Origin of the sequence: Shewanella maritima (genome assembly GCF_043643735.1) — a bacterium.
GTDB classification, from domain to species: Bacteria; Pseudomonadota; Gammaproteobacteria; order Enterobacterales; family Shewanellaceae; genus Shewanella; species Shewanella maritima_A.
This window is the reverse complement of the sequence record NZ_JBHZSM010000001.1, coordinates 397,715-418,650: the sequence shown is the minus strand read 5'-3', so window position 1 is coordinate 418,650 and position 20,936 is coordinate 397,715. Positions and strand designations below refer to the sequence as shown.

At 42.9% G+C, this 20,936-nt stretch carries 11 protein-coding genes; 6 read left to right on the top strand and 5 right to left on the bottom strand.

The window, feature by feature from the left end; translation table 11 throughout:
* Positions 1-67: 67 nt before the first annotated feature.
* Entirely contained in the window at positions 68-880 is an 813-nt protein-coding gene (locus ACHUGF_RS01740) for a cobalamin-binding protein (RefSeq protein ID WP_394129132.1), read from the top strand.
* An 89-nt stretch (positions 881-969) separates the two neighbouring features.
* Here the strand turns inward: ACHUGF_RS01740 and ACHUGF_RS01735 are convergent, their stop codons facing one another.
* A complete protein-coding gene (locus tag ACHUGF_RS01735; RefSeq protein ID WP_394129046.1) occupies positions 970-2,493 on the bottom strand; it encodes a hypothetical protein in 1,524 nt (507 codons plus the stop codon).
* A gap of 790 nt (positions 2,494-3,283) precedes the next feature.
* Here ACHUGF_RS01735 and ACHUGF_RS01730 point away from each other — a divergent pair.
* Positions 3,284-3,667, top strand: coding sequence for an MAPEG family protein (locus tag ACHUGF_RS01730; RefSeq protein ID WP_394129045.1), 384 nt, complete (start codon positions 3,284-3,286; stop codon positions 3,665-3,667).
* Between the two features lie 69 nt (positions 3,668-3,736).
* Here the strand turns inward: ACHUGF_RS01730 and ACHUGF_RS01725 are convergent, their stop codons facing one another.
* The 3 genes from ACHUGF_RS01725 to glnD form a co-directional block, all read right to left on the bottom strand.
* Entirely contained in the window at positions 3,737-4,012 is a 276-nt protein-coding gene (locus ACHUGF_RS01725) for a hypothetical protein (RefSeq protein ID WP_394129044.1), read from the bottom strand.
* 166 nt (positions 4,013-4,178) lie between these two features.
* Positions 4,179-4,682, bottom strand: a complete 504-nt coding sequence (locus ACHUGF_RS01720) for a YcxB family protein (protein ID WP_394129043.1) — start codon at positions 4,680-4,682, stop codon at positions 4,179-4,181.
* A gap of 327 nt (positions 4,683-5,009) precedes the next feature.
* The gene (glnD, locus tag ACHUGF_RS01715) at positions 5,010-7,676 is read right to left on the bottom strand and encodes a [protein-PII] uridylyltransferase (RefSeq protein WP_394129042.1); all 2,667 of its coding nucleotides are present in this window, start codon (positions 7,674-7,676) and stop codon (positions 5,010-5,012) included.
* Between the two features lie 148 nt (positions 7,677-7,824).
* Here glnD and ACHUGF_RS01710 point away from each other — a divergent pair, with 148 nt between their 5' ends.
* Positions 7,825-8,550 carry a 16S rRNA pseudouridine(516) synthase gene (locus ACHUGF_RS01710; RefSeq protein ID WP_394129041.1) on the top strand — a complete coding sequence of 242 codons (726 nt, stop codon included), beginning with the start codon at positions 7,825-7,827 and terminating at the stop codon, positions 8,548-8,550.
* Between the two features lie 232 nt (positions 8,551-8,782).
* A complete protein-coding gene (locus tag ACHUGF_RS01705) occupies positions 8,783-12,049 on the top strand; it encodes a S41 family peptidase (protein ID WP_394129040.1) in 3,267 nt (1,088 codons plus the stop codon).
* Between the two features lie 131 nt (positions 12,050-12,180).
* Here the strand turns inward: ACHUGF_RS01705 and ACHUGF_RS01700 are convergent, their stop codons facing one another.
* On the bottom strand, positions 12,181-12,618 hold the full coding sequence (locus tag ACHUGF_RS01700) for an OsmC family protein (RefSeq protein WP_394129039.1): 438 nt from the start codon (positions 12,616-12,618) through the stop codon (positions 12,181-12,183).
* A gap of 410 nt (positions 12,619-13,028) precedes the next feature.
* On the opposite strand from ACHUGF_RS01700, the gene ACHUGF_RS01695 reads away from it, so the two are divergent.
* The gene (locus tag ACHUGF_RS01695; protein ID WP_394129038.1) at positions 13,029-16,031 is read left to right on the top strand and encodes a TonB-dependent receptor; all 3,003 of its coding nucleotides are present in this window, start codon (positions 13,029-13,031) and stop codon (positions 16,029-16,031) included.
* Positions 16,032-16,092: 61 nt separating this feature from the next.
* On the top strand, positions 16,093-20,433 hold the full coding sequence (locus ACHUGF_RS01690; protein ID WP_394129037.1) for an alpha-1,6-glucosidase domain-containing protein: 4,341 nt from the start codon (positions 16,093-16,095) through the stop codon (positions 20,431-20,433).
* Positions 20,434-20,936: the final 503 nt, after the last annotated feature.

Genomic DNA, 20,936 nt, shown 5'->3' with positions numbered 1-20,936 from the left:
AAAAGGTATCTCAGTGTTTCAAAATTTATATATCTCATTGTTGATCGTTATTTGTTTCGCGATGGGCATGAATTCAGCGTTTGCCAAAGAATCTCAACCGCAAGTTAAAGTAGCGCAAAATCAAGGCGCACAGCGTATTGTGGCCTTATCGCCTCACAGTGTAGAGATGCTATTTGCTATTGGTGTGGGTGATAGAATAGTGGCGACCACTGAGCATGCCGATTTCCCTGAACAAGCTAAATCTATTACTCGAATTGGCGGCTATTATGGGGTGCAGATTGAACGTATTGTTGAACTTAATCCTGATTTGGTCGTTGTGTGGCAAGGTGGTAATAAGCTTGATGATATTAATCGGCTAATCGACTTAGGCTTTACAGTTTATGATTCATCACCTAAAAACCTAGCACAAGTCGCTGATGACCTTATTGCATTGGGTGAACTGACAGCTAATCAAACGCAAGCGCAAACAGCGGCTGATACATACCTTAGCGAGCTACAAAGCATCAAGTCAGCACATCAGCAAAAAGTGCCTGTGAAAGTTTTTTATCAATTATGGTCTTCTCCCTTAATGACGGTGGCGAAAGGCAGTTGGATTCAGAATATCATTGAGGTTTGTCAGGGTGAGAATGTGTTTTACGACGCAGCCACTGAATATCCACAGTTAAGTATCGAAAATGTGTTGCTGACTCAAGCGCAAGTTATTGTGCAGTCACAAGATGAGGGCAACATTTTAGGTATTGATTGGCAGGCGTGGCCGCAATTGCCCGCCGTGGCTAATGCACATATCTACCAGCTTGATGCAGATCTTATTCATCGCGCATCACCGCGATCAATTGAAGGCGTGAAAGCAATGTGTGAAGCGATAGATAAGGCACGATGACATCCGGATTGAACAATCACATTAAAAAGCCCTGAGGGTTAATTCAGGGCTTACGTACAATTTTTGTGATAACACTCGCACTTGAGCTGTTACAGGTACTGCACCTCTAATGACACTAGCATGGCATCGTCATCTTCAGACTCAAATTCCGCTTTTAATTCATAACTATCATTATTCACTTCAACGACCTCAGACCAACTTTCAGCTTGAGAACCATAGTAGTTCAACATGGCTTCACGCGTGGCAGGAACATTAATTTGGTTGAGGAAATCTAAGAACTCTTGATTAGACTCAACCGGGTGATTGATACTCTCAGACAGCTTCACTTGGGTGATTTTGCTGTCTTCATGCTTCACACGTATGTTTTTAGACAAAATCTCCCAACTACCATCGCTTGAGTAGTTAATGATATTCGGTACATACTGCGCCACAACATCTTGAATTTTGATATTTGGCTTGCCACCGTTAGGCACAAGAATATCGTCTAATAAATGGTCATTAAGGATCGAGTATTCAATCTTCATGTTGTCTTTGTAATAATCACGCGAGTGGAAAGTAAATCCACTGAGTAACAGCTCTGGTTTATCATCGTTATAAGATGAGTACTCAGAAAAGTCTAATTTTAACAAGTTATTATGATTAGAAACTGTATATTCAGATGTCGATTTTTGCTGTAAGTAATTTAACTTCTGAGTGACTATGTTTACATCATCACGGAACTGAGCCTTGTCGTCTATCAACCACGTGTTGTCAAAGTCTTCATCATAAAGAATGGCATTCTTGCCTTCGTAGTTCAGCAACGAACGTTCTTTATAAGTAATCTTCTTCACCTTACCGTTATCAATGTAAAACCAGAGGTCGCGCCCATAAAGCCACGCTTCTGTTTTTGCATCGAGAGTAAACTCAGCGCTAGCTGGACCTAATACGCTCAGCAGAAATTGTTTTGAATTGTTGATGTTTACGCCATATGCGCCTGATAGGGTGACATTGGTATTCGGTATCTGTGCTTTTGCAGCCAGTTTCGCTAACTCAAGATCTGTCATTAATGGTGATATTGAGCGTTTGATGGTACTCGCTTTGGCTGACGCAGATTGAGTTTGTTGAACCGGAGCCGGCTTTGGCTTGCTGGTAACACGAGCTGTTTTTATATAAGGCGTAGGCGTTGGATTAACCGGTTTTGCAACACGCTTATTTGCACTGCTGGCTTTATTAGTTGATGCGACTCGGGTATTTGTTGTTTTTGCAGTGCGACTGCGCTCAAACATAATCGGTTTACGGCTTAACTGGTTATAAGCGGTACTGATTGAGGACAAGCTATCATCATCGTCACAATAATCGATTAAGTCAGCCGTAATGATCAATTTATCCGTTTGGATAAGGTTGGTTATGATCACAGCATCGACACGTTTCTCTTTAGCTTTTTTACGTACTTCGTTGAAACTACTCTCAATAAATTTTTGATTAGAGCTACCAGTTACTTTCTTTTCGACATAAATGCCTTCAATCACTATCGGTGAGCAACTAGGTAAAAAGTCAAGAATCGGGGGGAGTGATTTAGCAGAAGCTGGCAAGCTAAAAAGAAGCAATGATACTGGAATCCATTTTTTGTACATTTGGGTGCATCCTCTTAAATTGAAAATTATTGCTAATAACACTCAATTCAATACCTGTAGAACTGAACTTCCTTTGCAGTAACATGGTATTGATGACTCCTCCGCTTTAGCATTTTTGAGGAAGAATTAACCTTAATTTCTTCCCATACTTTAGTGGTATTTTGAGCTGGGACTCTAAGTTAACAAGTAATTAACAAGTATGTCAAAGGTTTTACATTTAGGTGAGGGCATCTTTGATAAGAGCAGTCTTCATTGTAAGCTTTTCTAAGCTGAGATTAGTTTGACGTGCTTTCATTCAGCATCAGGGCTTTACGATTACCGTTGACATAATTTTTATAAAATATCATAAGATACTGATTAAGCATGTTTTAAACACAGGCTTCTTCTGGGACGATGTGCAGTCGCACTAATAACTGCCTAGTTAGTTCTTTCATTGATGAATTAAAACGCAAGGGGTGGCGGCATCACATAACGCTGTATGCTGATAGTTGGTTTTGTTTACTTATGGTTAACAATTGGACTGTTTGCGTATAAGGTATCGATATAATCAATCATTGGTAGATCACACTATTGTTGGATTCACATTGCCTTTGTTTTTAACTAACCCCGTTCTTTGACTATTGATTTTCCAAGGACAAAAAGATCGGCGTGATAGATTAATTGCTATTATGAATAGGTTTTATTGCGATAGTAGTAACGATTGGTTTTGATTCAGAACTGACGAACGCTAGTAGTTGATCAGTGATATTACCTATATCGGTAAATAATAAAAATCATTAAAGGAGAATGAATGCAAACGGTATTAATTTGCTTACTGATTGCCATGTTATTGCCATATATTGCCAAAGTGCCTGTCGCAAAGGCGATGGTTGCCTTAGGTGGCTATGACAATCAACACCCTAGAGAGCAACAAGCTAGATTGCAGGGCTTTGGTGCGCGGGCATTGGCTGCTCATCAAAATGCATTTGAGTCGTTATTAATCTTTGGCATCGCCTGCATAGTGACGATGGTGAGCGAGAGCGTCAACCAGACTACTTCTATGCTGGCCATCACCCATGTTGCTGCGAGAGTGCTTTACCATGTGTTGTACTTGATGGATAAAAGCAATGCTCGCTCGCTAACTTGGTTTGTATCGACGGGAGCGTCACTGGCAATCTTTTGCCAAGCCTTTTAGCTTTAGCTCTAGTTTTATTTTTAGCTCTAGCAGTAGTGCTTGGTGTTATTACTAGAGCTAATGCTAGAACTACAGCGAATTGATCCGTGCATATCCTAGCTCCGTGAGCTGGTCATTCACGCACTCTAAGATAAATTGTGCTTTCTCTTCACTATGTATGCGTTCTTCACTGGCCAATTGTTCACATGCCCTTGCTAAATCCGCGACCGTGGCTTGTGGTGCGCTAGGCATAGCAAATACAGGGGAGCTCAAGAATAACCCTGCACTACAAATCAAGGCTGACAAGCTTAATGTCAATGGGCGGTGTATTGAAAATTGAGTGTGACGCTGAGTGCAAACAAACATAGTGTTCCTCTAATGAGAACTTAAAAGTTGAATTAACTTAGCCTAAAATTGTTTGCACTGCGAGCGATTTTGATCGCATTTTGGCGACATTTTCACATTCCAAGTGATTACTTTCTCTTAATCGAGACCTGCTTTAAGACGTGCTGGAAGTTATCCTTTAATACGCTTATTTGAGTTTTTGACGTATGAAATCACAGGCTGCTTCAGACAGTCCACGTTTAGATAAATAACTTTGGGTTTGCTTTAACTGAAGGGTAAAGCCGACCTCTGATTCATGTAGCCGATACACATCTTGCCAATTGACCATTTGGTTAACATATTGCGATTGACTATGAATGCCCGTTTCATCAATAGTTACAGTGACCTTATTGTTGGCAGCTTTACTCATTTGTTGTCGCCACAGCCACCAAGTACGTTTAAATTTAATACTTAACAACTCTAATACCGCAAGACCAATGGCAAAGTAACCAAGGTAATACACCATCTCACGGTTTTCAGCGGATGCATTCGAGCCTATCACCGTAATGAGAGCTAAACCTACCACGCCGAAAATTGCAGCTTTAGTAAACATTTTTGGTTCGGTAGTTTGGTTAGCCGTTTGATCAAAGCATTCTTCAAAGTAGGCTTTATCTATGGTGAATTCAGTTTTAAATGGTGGCTGCGTGGTCACGTTCTAGCTCTCTTAATCATACAATTGCGGTATTGTCGCATAGCCAGTCAGTAAGGCAAGTACCGCTGAAATCTAATGTCTTACTGATGCTTTAAATGAAGTGTTAACAGGGGGAAATAACTTGGACGAGTTTTAGCATTGCTCATACAGGTACACTCGCTTGGTTAGTAAACCTATAGGAGCAACACTGAATAATATGAGCAACACTGAACATCGGCTACTAATTGTCTCGGATTATATTAATACCCCCAGTAATGATAGAGACAATGATAAAGGCCTAACTATTAATGCCAATGCTTACCATTAAATCCTAATTTATTGCTTACTTTAATGAGCAGCTGTCTCATTATCACTGATGGTGTTAATCAGTAGATCGGTTAATTGCTGTTGTTCTTCTGCCGATAGTTGTTGTCCTTGATGATTGGACACCAAAAATACGTTATCGGCTCTTTCGCCCACGGTGCTAATGTTGGCACTGTGGATGTTTAAATCCATTGTGCGGAACGCGCTGGCAATTTGACCCATGAACTCTTGTGTATCCAATGCTGAGACATTAAGTAAACTGCGGGTTGAGTGCCGTGAATATAAGAACTCCACATTAGGCTGATTATCAAAGCTTTGGTGTTGTCTTGATAAACGCAGTTTCGGTGGTTTGGCATTGTTATCTAATACACTTCTAAGCTTGTTTACAATCAGTTCACGTCGCTGTGCTGAGGCTATGGGTTTTTCATTAAAATCGAGTATTTTAAAAGATTCGACCACATATCCATCTTTAGTTCGTGAAATTTGTGCCTGATTAACCGAAATTTTCAAAGCAGATAAAGTATTGAAAAGTTTAACAAACAGTCCTGCTCTATCCTTGGTGTAAACAAACACATCACTACAACCTTTCACCACCACATCATCAATCGTAATCAACGTATCAAAGGGGTTATTGGTATCGGGTAAGGTTTGTTTATGGGCTAATAAGGATTGGGTGTATCTTGCGATATCGTCAGCTTCTGCCTGGCTGAAAAATGAAATCGGTAATGGTTGCCATAAGGCTTTTATTTGGGCTTCACATTCGCCAGTTTGGCATAACACAGATAGGGCTTCTTGTTTGTGCTCTCTAACCAGCGTACGCAGTTGCAAAATATTCTCTACACCATTACGCAGTGCTTTACGGGTAGAAAAATATAACTCCCTAAGTAATGAGGCTTTCCAATCATTCCATAGATCATCATTGGTAGCTTGAATATCGGCAATGGTTAAGCAATACAAAGCGTCTAATCGGGTTTGACTGCCCACGGCTTTAGCAAACCGGGTGACAATGTCTGGATCACTGATATCCATGCGCTGCGAGGTAATTGACATCAACAAGTGCTGCTCAACCAACCAACATATTAGCTGACGTTGGGAGGTTTTTATGCCATGAAATAACGCAAACTGATTGGCATCTACAGCGCCTAATTCACTGTGATCACCACCTCTGCCTTTTGCCAAATCATGAAATAATGCCGCAAATAACAGTGTCGATTTATTGGTCATTTTTTTGTAGATATCGCTAGCCAATTTGCTGGCATTATCTAAATTACTGGCGTCTTCTTGCGAAGGGGTATTGTCATAGCGGTAGATGTTTTTCAGTACTTTATGAGTGTGTTCATCCACTGTGTAGGCATGGAATAAATCAAATTGCATCTGGCCGACAATGCCGCGCCATTGTGGTAAATACGACGACAAAATACCGTGTTGGTGCATCAAAGAAATTGCTAATCCCATGCCTTGAGGGTGATTAAACAGGGATAAAAACTTGGCACGACAAGCCGCGAAATCTTGTAAGTCAGCCATTAAACGGCGACGAACTTGTCTTAGCAAGCGCAATGTTTCTGGCGAGATGCCGACAATTTTATCATGGTGGATAGCAATTAATTCAAATAAAGCCATGATTTGAGTACGGTCAATAAATACATCATCGTGACACACGTTAATGTGGTTATCGACAATTTCAAATTGCTCATTAATCGGGGTAGTTTTAATGGACTTTTTCGGCAAAATAGCCCGTTCGAAATAGGCCATTAACAATTGATTGAGTTCACGAATACGCTTCATGGCTCTAAACAGCTGGCGCATCATTTTTTCGATGGCGATATTACTGCCGTCACTTTCACCAAAGCCCATTATTTCCGCAACATCAGCTTGGTACTGCAATAACATCCGGTTTTCTGGGCGCTTGGCCACTTGGTGCAGCGCAAACCTGACCCGATACAACACATTGCGACACTCAATCAATTCGGCATATTCATCATTGGTGAAAAAACCGTGACTTCTAAGGGCGTGCATATCAGCCACACTGAAGTGTTTACGTGCAACCCATGTCAGGGTTTGGATATCTCGTATGCCACCTGGACTATTCTTTAAATTCGGCTCAATACTATAAGCTGTGCCGCCAGCCTTGGTATGGCGATCTTCTTGTTCGAGTTTCTTTGCAGAGAAGAAGTTTTGACTGCTCCACAGCTTGTTGCCATATAAGGCATCTAATACATGGTATTGGTGATCGACATTGCCTGCTAAATGACGGATTTCAAGCAAGCTGGTTGCGATAGTGACATCTTCTTTACAGGCTTTGTGAGTATCTTTTAGTGTTCTGACACCATGACCTAAATCTAAGCCAAGATCCCAAAGCTGAGTTAAAAACAGACTGACTTTTTCTGCTTCACTTTTCGTTAATGCCTTAGAGTGAATAATGCAGATATCAATATCTGAATATGGGTGCAATGTTTGTCTGCCATAACCGCCTACCGCATTCAGTGAAATACTCAGCTCATTAAATTGCAGCTGCTGCCAGAGCATCGTCAACAATTCATCAAAGAACTTCGCACGTTTGACGAGGGTTTCATTGATGGAGTAATCCAAAATATGCGCTTGTAAATATTGATCCAATGAGGCAATGGCTTGCTTTAGTTCAGAGGTGGTCATTCCTGAACGCAATTGAGAGATGACAGGCTGCGAAAACATGATGCTCCTTGTACATAGATACCGCTTCGGCGGATCACTAGGCATTGCAATGGCAATGGATGAGTGAAAATAAAGTGGTATGGGTCCGCCTACAGAGTAAGGTATTCTATGGCGCAACTCAAACCTCGCTGGATGAAAGGTACTCAAGATGGCTAAGCGTGGCCGGTTAGATCAGTTTATTGCCAAGCACTTACAAGAGCCTAAAAAGCGTGTTCGTCAATGGATGCGAGAAAGCCATGTTGTGTTAAATGAGCAAGTTGTATTTGCCGCCGATACGCAGATTGATGAGTTTGATACTGTTGTATGCCATGGGCAAGTATTGCAGCAACGCAGTCCTTGCTACTATTTACTGCACAAACCTGACGGCGTAGTGAGCGCCACCAAAGATACGCAGCACCCAACAGCATTGGCCTTACTTGATGAAAGTATACAAGCGCAAGATATGCTGCATATTGCAGGTAGGTTAGATTTACATTCAACCGGCGCCTTGTTAATCACCAATGATGCTCGTTGGTCGCAAGCATTGATGTCACCGCAAGCTAAGCTCAGCAAACATTATTTGGTCACCTTAGCCAACCCAATTGATGAATCTTATGTATCTGGCTTTGCTAAGGGCATGTATTTCGAATTCGAAGACATCACTACTCAACCTGCAATATTGAAGATTGTCTCTGAGCATCAAGCGATTGTTGAGCTGCAAGAAGGTAAATATCATCAAATAAAGCGTATGTTTGGCCGGTTTCGTAACCCTGTGGTTGGATTGCATCGTTTTGCCATTGGCAATATACAGCTTGGCGATTTACCTGAATCTCATTGGCGAGCGTTGACCCCAGAGGAAGTGCAATCCGTTTGGCAGAATGCAAAGCCAAAATAACCATTATTCTATTTGTTAATACACCACTTGCCGCTTTATCCGCACAGTGATCCAAGGTGCTTTGCCTGTCAAAGCTCAAAAACCTCACCCCTCAGCGCTACTTTTCTTTTAATTTTCTTTTAGTTTTCATTAGCTGAGATACTTTTGGATACATTTTGACACTGACACCTGTCGGTAATTTTTGTTAACGTGGGTTAATTAATCTCACCCTACAGTTAAGAGAATGTAAAGCATGAAACTTCGCCATTCCGTCGCCAGTGTATTGCTGGCATTAGGTTGTTTTTCAACATCTACCAGTGTGTTAGCTGATCCAAGCCAAGGTTACTACCGCGCCCCAGCCCTTCATGACCAAACCGTCATTTTTACTGCTGAAGGCGACTTGTGGAAAACCTCGTTAACCTCGCCAACGGCTAGTCGCCTAACGACACAAGATGCACAAGAAATCGATGCGAGTATTTCAAAGGATGGCAAGTGGGTTGCTTATATTGCCGATTATGATGGTGCACAAGAAGTGTATGTCATCAGCATTGATGGTGGTGTCGCTAAACGTGTGACCTTTGAAAATAGCCGCGTGCGCTTGCAAGGTTGGAGTCATGATGGTCAAGTGCTGTATTCCACTGACAATGCGTTTGGCCCAGCTAACTATTGGGTATTGAAAACCGTTAATCCTGATAATTTGATGGTCACTGATATTCCGCTTGCTGATGCCATTGAAGGCGCAATCGACAGTCAAGGAGAATACGTTTACTTTACCCAGTTTGGCCTACAAGCCAGTGGTGATAACGCAAAAGTGTATCGCGGCGGAGCCAAAGGTGAGATTTGGCGTTACAAGTTAGGCAGCGAACAAGAAGCGCAGCAACTGACATCTGCACATCAAGGTTCTGTTCGTCAACCTATGGTATCGCAGCAACGCGTGTATTTTATTTCGGATAGATCTGGAAATGACAACATCTGGTCAATGGCATTAACGGGTGGGGATTTCATTCAACATACCCAGTTTACTGACTGGCAAGTACGAGATGCGCAATTACATGATGGTAATATTGTGTTCCAACAAGGTGCCGATATTAAACGCTATGACATTGCCGCAAATACCACGAGCCTTGTAGACATAAAATTAACGTCCGATTTTCCGCATCGTCGTGAGAAGTGGGTGAATAACCCGATGGATTATGCCACTGCAGTAAGGTTTGCCCATCAAGGTGACAAAGTCGTCATTACCGCCAGAAGTCATATCGTTGTAGCGACTCATGATGGCAGTCGCTTAATTGAAGTTAACACACCAAAAGATGCGCGGGTGCGTCATGCGGTACTCAGCGATGATGGTAATTTTGTGTATGCCATTAGTGATGCGTCTGGTGAGCAAGAAATTTGGCGCTACCCTGTTAACGGCCAAAACGCTGCTGAGCAGTTAACTAAAGACGGTAAGACGCTTCGCACAGGTTTACATTTATCACCCAATGGTAAGTATATTGCCCACGACGATTATCATGGCAATGTGTGGTTGCTTAATACTGCAACAGGGCGCAACAATAAAATCATTGAAAACGGTGAAGGCTTAGGTGAGTACCCAGATATAGTTTGGTCACATGACAGCCGCTACATCGCGCTGACTAAATCCGAAATTGGCCAACAACGTCCTCAAATTGTGCTTTATTCTGTGTCTCAAGATAAAGAAGTTGCGCTCACCAGCGATAAATATGAGTCCTATTCGCCTAGCTTTAGTCGCGATGGTAAATGGTTGTATTTCTTATCAAACCGTGCATTTACTGCCACACCAACTTCGCCATGGGGCGACCGCAATATGGGGCCTGTTTTTGATAAGCGTACCGAAATATATGCGCTGGCCTTAGACCCGAACGCCACGTTCCCATTTGCGCCTAAAACTGAATTATCGAAAGCAGCAAATAACAGTGATAGTGAGGAAGCGTCACGGGTAAAACTTGAGTGGGAAGGGCTCAGTGAACGCTTATGGCAAGTGCCAGTTGCACAAGGTAACTTTTACGGATTAAAAGTGACTGAAGATCGTTTGTATATGCTTGACGATCAAGGTGAAGCAACGCAGTTGATGACGGTTAAAATGACCAACCAATCACCAAAAGCAGAAGTGTTTGCGGGTGATGTTAGCCAGTTTGAACTTGCTAAAGATGGCAAACAACTCATGCTGAAAAAGCAAAGTGATGCTAAGCAAATTCTGATTGTGCCAGCGGGCGATAAAATGCCAAAGGATCTAGACCATGCCAAAGTGAATACAAGTCAATGGCAACTGCATTTATCGCCACAACTTGAATGGCAGCAAATGTTTGAAGATGCATGGTTAATGCACAGAGATTCGTTTTATGACACCAATATGCGTGGCCTTGATTGGCAAGCAACAAAAGCCAAATATCAACCATTATTGACCCGCTTAACCGAGCGTAGTGAGCTCAATGATATCTTTGAGCAAATGATGGGAGAGCTCGACTCACTGCACTCGCAAGTGCGTGGGGGAGACATCAGCAAAGATCCTAATCAGCCTAAACCTGCATCTTTGGGCGCACGTTTAACCCAAACGAAAAAAGGCGTGAGAATTGATCACATCTACCAAAGCGACCCAGAATTACCTGCTTTTGCAGGACCATTGGCTAAAATCGGTGTCGATGCTGGTTTAGGCGATATTATTGTCGCCATCAACAATAAACCGGTTGAGAATGTCGCAGATGTGACGCAATTACTTCGCAATCAGGCTGGGCAGCAAGTGTTATTAACCCTGCAACGAGGCCGCAGCCAACACAATACTGTTGTTGTGCCATACAGTCACCGCGATGATGCATACAAGCGCTATAGTGACTGGGTTTACCACAATGCCAGCAAAGTGAACCAAGCAGGTAAAGGCGATATTGGTTATTTACACCTGTATGCCATGGGGGCGAATGATATTGAAAACTTCGCACGTGAGTTTTATACAAACTACGACAAGCAAGGCTTAATTATTGATGTGCGCCGTAACCGCGGGGGTAACATTGATAGCTGGATCATTGAAAAACTCTTACGCAAAGCTTGGGCATTTTGGCAGCCAACACACGGTAGTAGCCATGCCAATATGCAACAAACCTTTAGAGGTCACTTAGTGGTTTTAGCCGACCAAATGACCTACTCAGACGGTGAAACCTTCTCTGCAGGTGTTAAGGCGTTAGGCTTAGCGCCATTAATTGGTAAGCAAACTGCGGGGGCTGGAGTGTGGTTATCAGGCCGTAATTCACTCACTGACAAAGGTATGGCGCGCGTGGCTGAATACCCGCAATATGCTATTGATGGCCGCTGGGTAGTTGAAGGTCATGGAGTTGAGCCGGACATTGAAGTTGATAATTTACCTTATGCAACATTCACAGGGCACGATGCGCAACTGGAAGCGGCAATCAGCTACTTGAAACAAGAGTTGATCCAGCAACCTATAACGCCATTGAAGGCATTACCTATCCCTGAAACGGGTAAAGCTGACGATATCGTCGCAAAATAGTGCACAAGTTCTGATGAAGAAAGAGTGAACAATAAAAAATGCCTATGTGTCGACATAGGCATTTTTTTAAGTAATACGGATAAGTTATTTGGCTGCGGGCACAATGGCGAACAGGCCAGTTACTTAATTTCCTAGTATTTGATTTCTACTTCACACGCTAACGAATTGGCAATGAAGCAATTGGCGTGCGCTTTTTGATGAATACGGTCAATGACTTCATCACTGACTTCAACACCTTCTGCGAACACCACTTCAGGCTGTAAGCACATCTTAGTGACAGCAATTTTCCCAGCGCCATTCTTGCCGAGTTCAGCACAAGCATTGTCTTGGTAACTTGCAACAGGTAAACGTTTTAAGTGGGCAATCGCCAAAAACGTGAGCATATGACACGATGACAATGCCGCAAGTAAGTTTTCTTCAGGATTGATTTTTTCTGCATTGCCTTTGTATTCCGGCGCTGATGAGGCTTGGATTACTTGGCCGCTACCAAATTCAATTTGGTGGTCACGATTAAACTCACCTTCATTACTCGGTGATGTTTGCCAGCTCGTGGTTAACTTAAATCCCATTGAATTCTCCAGTTTGCACTTTGGCTTCGGGAATAAATGAGCAAAGAGTGTACTCGAAAAATGACTGTAAAAGTAAGCCTAAATGATGATTGCTTTATGATTATTTGACATCATTTATAGCTTTTTTATTCCAAAACAGGATATTCAGAGCTTATTCTTGTTGATAGATTTTTAATTGGTAAATAATTATTACGTATATACCTGTTTATAAAAGATAATCTTATAAAGTTTTTCCTCTTAACCCCCAATTTAATGTTGCGGGTTTGTTATGAATACGTATGCAGTAAGTTGTCCCGGCTCTTTGTCGGTGCTTAGTATATTTGAATAATAAACCCCCATAGCCTCATTAGGATGAGTGGTATGAAGAAGCATTGGGGAATCATAAGCCTATGTAAGGTGAGGGGAAACCAATGCTTAACTGTAAACCCAGTCTGTTGACTGTGGCGATTGCAGCGGCTGGGATGAGTGTGATGTTCGTTCCTTCTGTTGTGAGTGCTGCACAAGCAGAATCTCAAACTCAGTCTGTTCAAACAAGCGCCAGTGAAACGACTGCCGATGCCTCTGAAAATCAAGCTAACACAACTGAAAATGACGCTTCAAATGAGGCTCAAACAGCCGATATTGTCGCGACAGAGGATATTGAAGTTATACAGGTGAAAGGTTATAGCCGCAGCTTGATTGACTCAATAAACGCAAAACGCTTCAGTGATACTGTTTCTGAGCAATTGTCAGCAGACGACCTCGGTGCCTTGCCTGATGTGTCCATGGCTGATGCATTAACCCGATTGCCGGGTATTTCAGCTGTGCGAACAGGGGGGCAGGCCGCCGAAATCAATATTCGTGGTATGTCTGGAGGCTTTGTTTTCTCAACACTGAATGGGCGAGAACAAGTTTCTACCAGTGGCTCTCGTAGTATTGAGTTTGACCAATACCCCTCTGAATTAATCACATCTGCAGCAGTGTATAAGTCACCAAAAGCATCTCTGATTGAAGGTGGTGTTGCAGGTACCGTTGAGCTAGCGACAGTTAGCCCTCTTAGCAAAGATGAAACCCATAATTTTGTCGCTAACGTACGGGGCATGTATAACGACAGAGCGAGTGAGGTTTATGGTGCTGAAGAATATGGTCATAGGCTTAGCTTTTCCTATCAAGGAAAATTTCTAGAGGACACGCTTGGGGTTGCCATCGGCTATGCCAGATTAGAGCAGCCTAGCGTGGCAACGCAATTTATTGGCCTTGCTTATAACGATCTCAAAGATGTCGATTTTCTAGACAATGATACTAATGGGCCTGTCGGGGATGATGGGGATGATAGTAATATCCACAAAGAATACATCAGTGAAGGATTCGAACTACAGCATTTAGGTGGTGTCGAGACACGCAATGGCTATATGGGGGCAATTGAATGGGCGCCTGTAGATAATTTTGTATTGAAAGCCGATACCTTCATTTCTCGTTTTGATAGCGAAGCTTTTGCTCGTGGTTTCAGGGTGAAGTTAGGTGGCCCAAGTGCCGCGGTGGCAAATCCTGTATTGGATGGCAATGCCGTCATTGGGGGGACGTTCAATCGTACAACGGGCAGTTATACCCGTGTGGAATTGGTCAATGACGATAACCAAGATTTCGACGAAGTTGACAACTATGGCATTAATGCTGACTGGCAGGTTACTGATAACCTCAATGTGAATGTAGATGTGTCTTTATCTTCAGCTAAAAGTAATTTTCGCAACGGTTTATTGTGGTCGAATGTGGCCATGGATGCCAATGCTACCCCTGCCATTTTTGATGACAACGTCTCTATTTCATACCTTCTAAATGGGTTAGATTTACCCGATGTTGGATTCAATCAAGCAGATGCATTTACTGATATTGATAAAGTCATGGTCAGTAAATACGGCATCTACCCGTATGTTAACGAGGATGAATTAACCGCTTACCGTATCGACTTTGATTACGCGTTAGACAATGACTTTATTTCGAGTATCGAGTTTGGTGCGCGCTATTCCGATCGTACTTATTCAAATGACCGTTCAGTTTTTGAATATGGTAACGATGGGGCATTTTCAAAATCAGAACCGCCATTACAATTAACTGAAGATATGGCAACAGTGGTTGATTGGGAAGGGGACTTTAGTTATTTCCCATCCTATCTTGCCGTTGATTTAAATAGTGTGTTGAATGCATGGTTCCCTGATGGCACACCACAACCGGTTCAAACTTGGGGTAATGCCGGTGGCGTAATCGACCCTATGGGTTACACCACTAACTATTCTTGGTCAGTATTGCAAAGTGGTGATGTATTTGAAGAAGTCACCTCAGGTTATGTGATGGCTAACATCGACATGGAGTTGGGCGGCTTACCTATTACAGGTAATTTCGGTGTGCGTGTTGTACATACAGATCAATCTGCGACTATGCTGCAAAATGTGGAAGGCGATCCAACACTGGGTGCGCAGAACATCACAGATGAAATTGGCATTGTTAATCAAAATTATGCGCGTACTGTACAAGGGGTAAGTTATACCGATTACCTACCTTCATTGAATCTAAACTTTAAAATTACCGAAGACTCACAAATTCGATTTGCGGCAGCCAAGGTGATGTCGCGCCCACCGATTAACCGTCTTGCTGGGGATATCAGCGCCACGGTGAATGATGATGGTGAAATTAATGGTTCTAGTACCAATAACCCCTTCTTAAAGCCATTTTATGCTAATCAATATGATTTATCTTATGAACGCTATTTTGCTGAGGGAGCCTTTGTAGCAGCGTTATTTTACAAAGATATTGATTCTTTTATTGATACCTTTTCTATTGAAAATTACGACTTTAAAGCTAATGGCTTCAATGTCCCTGATTACATCATTGATGAAGACAGCGGTGAGCAAATTGCCACGACCAATGGCACTTATACAACCGCAGTAAACAATGCCGAAGGCGGCTACATTCGTGGCCTAGAGTTAGCTTATACCCATGTATTTGCCAACTTGCCATCAGCATGGTCTGGTCTCGGTTTCAGTGGTAGCTATTCATATACCCAATCAGAAGTGGAATCGATCACCAGTCTCGGTGGTGGCAGTGTGACTCAGTCCTTACCCGGTTTATCTGAAAATGTCGCCAATGCCACTTTGTTCTACTCATACGAAGGTTTCGAAACACGCATTAGTGCCCGTTATCGAGATGAGTTTGTCTCTGAGCAAGTCGCGATTAATGAGCAAGTAGTGAATTTTGATGGCGAGACAGTCGTTGATTTCCAAGCGTCTTATCAAGCAACCGACTCATTAGGTGTGTTATTTCAAGTCAACAACCTTACTGATGAACCCACTAAAAGCTACTTCGGTACCGAAAGTAAAACCGGCACCATTCAATACTTTGGCCGTGAGATCTATCTGGGGGTGAATTATGTCATGTAATCAACTTCAGCCAGTTAATCAAGATAACGCCAGCCATAATAATAAAAGGGAGAGAGACCACATGCAGCGCATATCAAGTGGCCTTAAATTATCAGTACTTAGTGCTGCTGCCTTACTGCTTTCAGGTTGTGGCGGCAGTAGTAGCGAGTCAGGGGAAGTGTTGCTGACATGTGATGTCCCCAATGTTCCAAATGCAGCGGGCACAGAATGTGTACCACCACCGCCATTAAACTGTCCTGCACCTAAATTCCCAGATGCAAAAAACGAATCGTGTATTGTGGGTTATAACCCAGAATTACCAGAACCAGTAGTGTATGCGGGCGCTAATCAAGCGGTGTTGTATTACAACCGTATCAAAGACAAAAACAATACAGAATCTAACCCTAACTACCCAGGTTATAAGCTGCACACTTGGAATAATGATACTTGTGATGCTTATGCGCCACCGTTTGATGCCACAGACTGGGCCAATGGGCATACCTACGATGGTATTGACCCCAATTATGGTGCCTATTGGATCTTAGATTTAAAAGAAGGTCACAGTGAATGCGCCAATTTTATTATTCATATCGGTACTGAAGGTTCAGGTAAAGCGCTAGGCGATGGTGACTTAATCATGAACCTCAAAGCTTATGAGGATGCGAGCGCGCCGGAGGCACAGTTTGACCGTGCAAACTTTACCATTCACGGTGAAAGCGATGTGTATGATTACCCATTATTAGAGGTGGGATTCTCAATTGATGGTGCCAGTGCCCATTGGTTAGATAGAAATACCTTCATTTGGAATGCTGAACCTGATGGCGTGGCTAAGTTTGTCGTGCATCATTCTGCTTCGGCACAAGCCACGCTGAATGAAGATGCATCGGCCATTGGCGGTGAACAAGTTGAAGTCGTTGCGACAGAGCTTTCAGATGCACAAAAAGCCCTAGTGCCACATTTAGCAGATTGGCCAGCTTATGCAGCGCAGTTTTCAGAGGAAACAGCTAAAGCATTGGCCAAGCAACAATTGGTGATGGCTGCTTATGATGCTGATAACAAGCCAGTATCTGCCAGCAATGTACAAGTAGCTAAAGTGTTGGATGATCTTTATACCAAAGCTGAAAATGATGCTGATGAAGCCATGCTGGGTATTCATTATGATGGCAGCAAAATCACTTCCAAAGTGTGGGCGCCAACAGCGCAAAGTGTCAGCTTGAAAGTATATGATGCCGCTAAAAATGAAACGGCTAGCCATGTGATGACAGAAGATAGCGTAACGGGCATTTGGTCATATGCTGGTGGCAGTGAACTTGATCGTCAATTCTATCGATTTGAGGTCACGGTTTATCATCCGGTCACAGGTAATATTGAAGTGCTTGAAACCACAGACCCATATTCACTCAATGTATCAACCAATGGCCGCTACAGTCAGTTTGTTAATTTAGCTGACGCCGACCTGAAGCCTGATGGCTGGGATAATCATAGCGTCCCAACGATCACGAATATTGAAGATGCAGTTATTTATGAGGGACATGTACGCGATTTCAGCGCACGTGATGAATCAACTTCTGTGCAAAATAGAGGCAAATACCTTGCTTTCACTGAGCAAGGCAGCGCCCCAGTTGAACATTTGCGCTTATTAGCTGAGCACGGTGTGACCCATTTTCATTTATTACCGGTTAATGATATTGCCAGTGTGAATGAAGATGCCGCAGAGCGCATAGATATTACTGACACGTTGGGCACTTTGTGCGACAAAATTGATGGCAATGCTGATGCGTGTAGTACACAAGATCATTCAGCAACCATTGAAAGTGTTTTACAAGGCTTTTTAGCCGGCTCAGATGAAGCGCAAAACCTCGTGAATGCGATGCGAGGCTATGACAGCTTTAACTGGGGTTACGACCCGCATCATTTCATTGCGCCTGAAGGCAGTTATGCCAATGATGCAGAAGGTATCGCGCGTATTAAAGAGTTGCGAGCGATGAATCAGGCGCTTCACGAACTGGGCTTAAGAGTCGTACTTGATGTTGTCTATAACCATACTAATGCATCAGGTCTGTGGGACAACTCAGTATTTGATAAAGTCGTGCCAGGTTACTATCACAGATATAACGAAATCAGCGGCAAAATTGAAACATCCACCTGTTGCGATAACACTGCAACTGAACATCGTATGATGGACAAGTTTGTCTCAGATTCAATGGTGATTTTAGCCCAGCAATATGGTTTTGATAGCTTCCGTTTTGATGTGATGGGGCACATGCCAAAAAGCAGTATTCTGGCCGCACGTGAAGCCGTGCAAGCGGTAGACCCAGATAATTACTTCTATGGTGAAGGCTGGAACTTTGGTGAAGTGGCTGACAACCGTTTGTTTGAGCAAGCGACGCAAGCCAACATGGCAGGCAGTGAAGTGGGTACCTTTAACGACCGTATACGTGAAGCGGTGCGGGGTGGTGCTTTATTCGCTGAAGAACAAAAAGATGACTACCTTCGAGACCAAGACACATTGCGTTTATCGATGGCTGGTAATATCGAAAACTATGTCCTGAAAGACTTTAACGGTAATACCGCCGTTGGCAGTAGCTTCAGTTGGAACAGCCAACCGACAGCGTATGCCAAAGACCCCGCTGATAGCATTAACTATGTGTCAAAACATGATAATGAAACTCTGTGGGATATCTTGCAATATTCAAACAACATTAGCTTGTCACTTGAAGATCGCGTTAGAGTACAGAACATTGCGGCAACGATTCCGTTAATGAGCCAAGGTATTCCATTTTTACAAATGGGTGGCGACTTAATGCGATCAAAATCCATGGACCGTAACACCTATGATTCAGGCGATTGGTTTAACTGGGTCGACTTTACGCAAAGCAGTAATAACTGGAATGTAGGTTTACCTCTAGCGCAAGATAATGCGGCTAAAATGGAGCAAATCATCGCGCTGTCAGGAAACCCAAATTCTGCAGCATCTATGAGTGAGATTCAGTTTGCGTCGAGCGTATTTAATGAGTTTCTATCCATTCGTCAGCAAAGCCCGCTACTGCGTTTAACCAGCGCACAAGACATCATTGACCGAGTGGGTTTCCACAATATTGGTAAAAACCAAACCCAAGGCGTGATTGTCATGAGTGTGGATGATGGAGATGCTTGGGCTGATATCGACCCTATGGTCGATGCGATGGTGGTCATGGTTAATGGCTCAAGCGAGTCACAATCCATTACAGTCAATACTGCAGTTGGTTTTAGTTTGCATCCAACACTCGCTAATTCTATGGATAGCCGTATGTCTGACGCGCACTTCACCCAAGGTGAAGGTGAGGGCACCTTTACCGTTCCTGCACTCACAACTGGCGTGTTTGTTAAAACACAGGGCGATATGCAAGGCGAAGGGCTAAGTGCCAATGCAACGGCTGGTGCGCCAGATGTTGTGCCATACGGCAGTACCACAGTCTTTGTTCGTGGTGGCATGAATGGCTGGGGTGAAGTCGATGCCTTTGAATATGTAGGTAGTGGTGAGTATCGCGCAGCCATTGCGCTTAATACTGAAACCTATGAGTTCAAAATAGCATCTGCAGATTGGAGTACCGTTGATTTTGGTGGTGTGAGCGCAGCAGAAGCCGGTGTTGATGAAGATGTCGCTGAGGCATTAGCACGCAGTGGAGCTAACTTAAGTTTCACCCCAACGCTGGCGGGGACTTATGTGTTCTCATTGGATGCATCTGATAAAGATAACCCTGTATTGACCGTGTATAACGAAGAGCCTTTTGTCGGCACCAGTGTGTATTTACGTGGTGGTATGAACGGCTGGTCAACGGATAATGAATTGACCTACATGGGCGGCAGTATTTATCAGGCTGAAATCATGGTGACTGCGAACACCCATGAATTTAAAATTGCCTCAGAAGATTGGAGTACGGTTGATTATGGCTCTGGTGAGGCTGATGGTGTTGTGACGACTGGTGCAGCTAAAGTGTTAGCCATTAAGGGAGCAAACTTAAGTCATAACTTTGATTCTGAAGAGGTTTATACCTTTTCATTTGATATGAGTAACCGTAATGAGCCGACATTAACCATAGATAAAACGGATATGTTTGCCGGTAATACCGTTTATATCCGCGGCGGCATGAATGGCTGGGGTGAAGTTGATGCGCTAAGTTACCAAGGTTCATCCGTTTATCATGTGGATATTGCACTCACGGCAGGTGCGACTGAGTTTAAAATTGCCAGCAGTGACTGGTCTACAGTTGATTATGGTGCGATTGCGGGGGATGAAAATGTGGTGTTAGGCGAGCTTAAAGCACTGGCTAAAAAAGGTGCCAATATCAAGCTTGATGTCCCCAACGATGCAACTTATCGCTTTACGGTAAGTGGCCCGTCATTAGACGCGCCGATGCTATCAGTTGAGCAGTTAAACTAACATAAATGACAGATTGGTTTTTATTTGAATAAACCTACTGAGCACTAAAGTAGGTTTAATCACGCCAATTAACCCATTAAATCTCCATGCCCAGCAATAATGCTGGGCATTTTCTATGATTTTATTTCTTCAATAAAAAATGAAGCTTGTTATTTAAATTGTTCAAAGTAGTAGATTTATTAACAAATATTTGTCTGAAATATCACCACAAGCACCCTGTTTAGCTAGTTTTTTGTTCAAACAGACTAAAAGTTGCAAACCATCAGTGATTTTTACCGCTATACTGAAATTGAGTCCAACGAATGGACACTCTGCAAGCTTTTATCTTGTAAGCCTATCAACCCGCTGAATTAGGAAGTTTTTAACAAAGCGACACTTTCGTATATCAAGGAATTAAAAAGTGTGAACTAACCATCAATTGTGGTTGTCATATTCCTGTTAACCTCTTGATAAGTGATTAACATGCCCCAATGTCTATCCATGAGAGCATGCAAATGTATGAA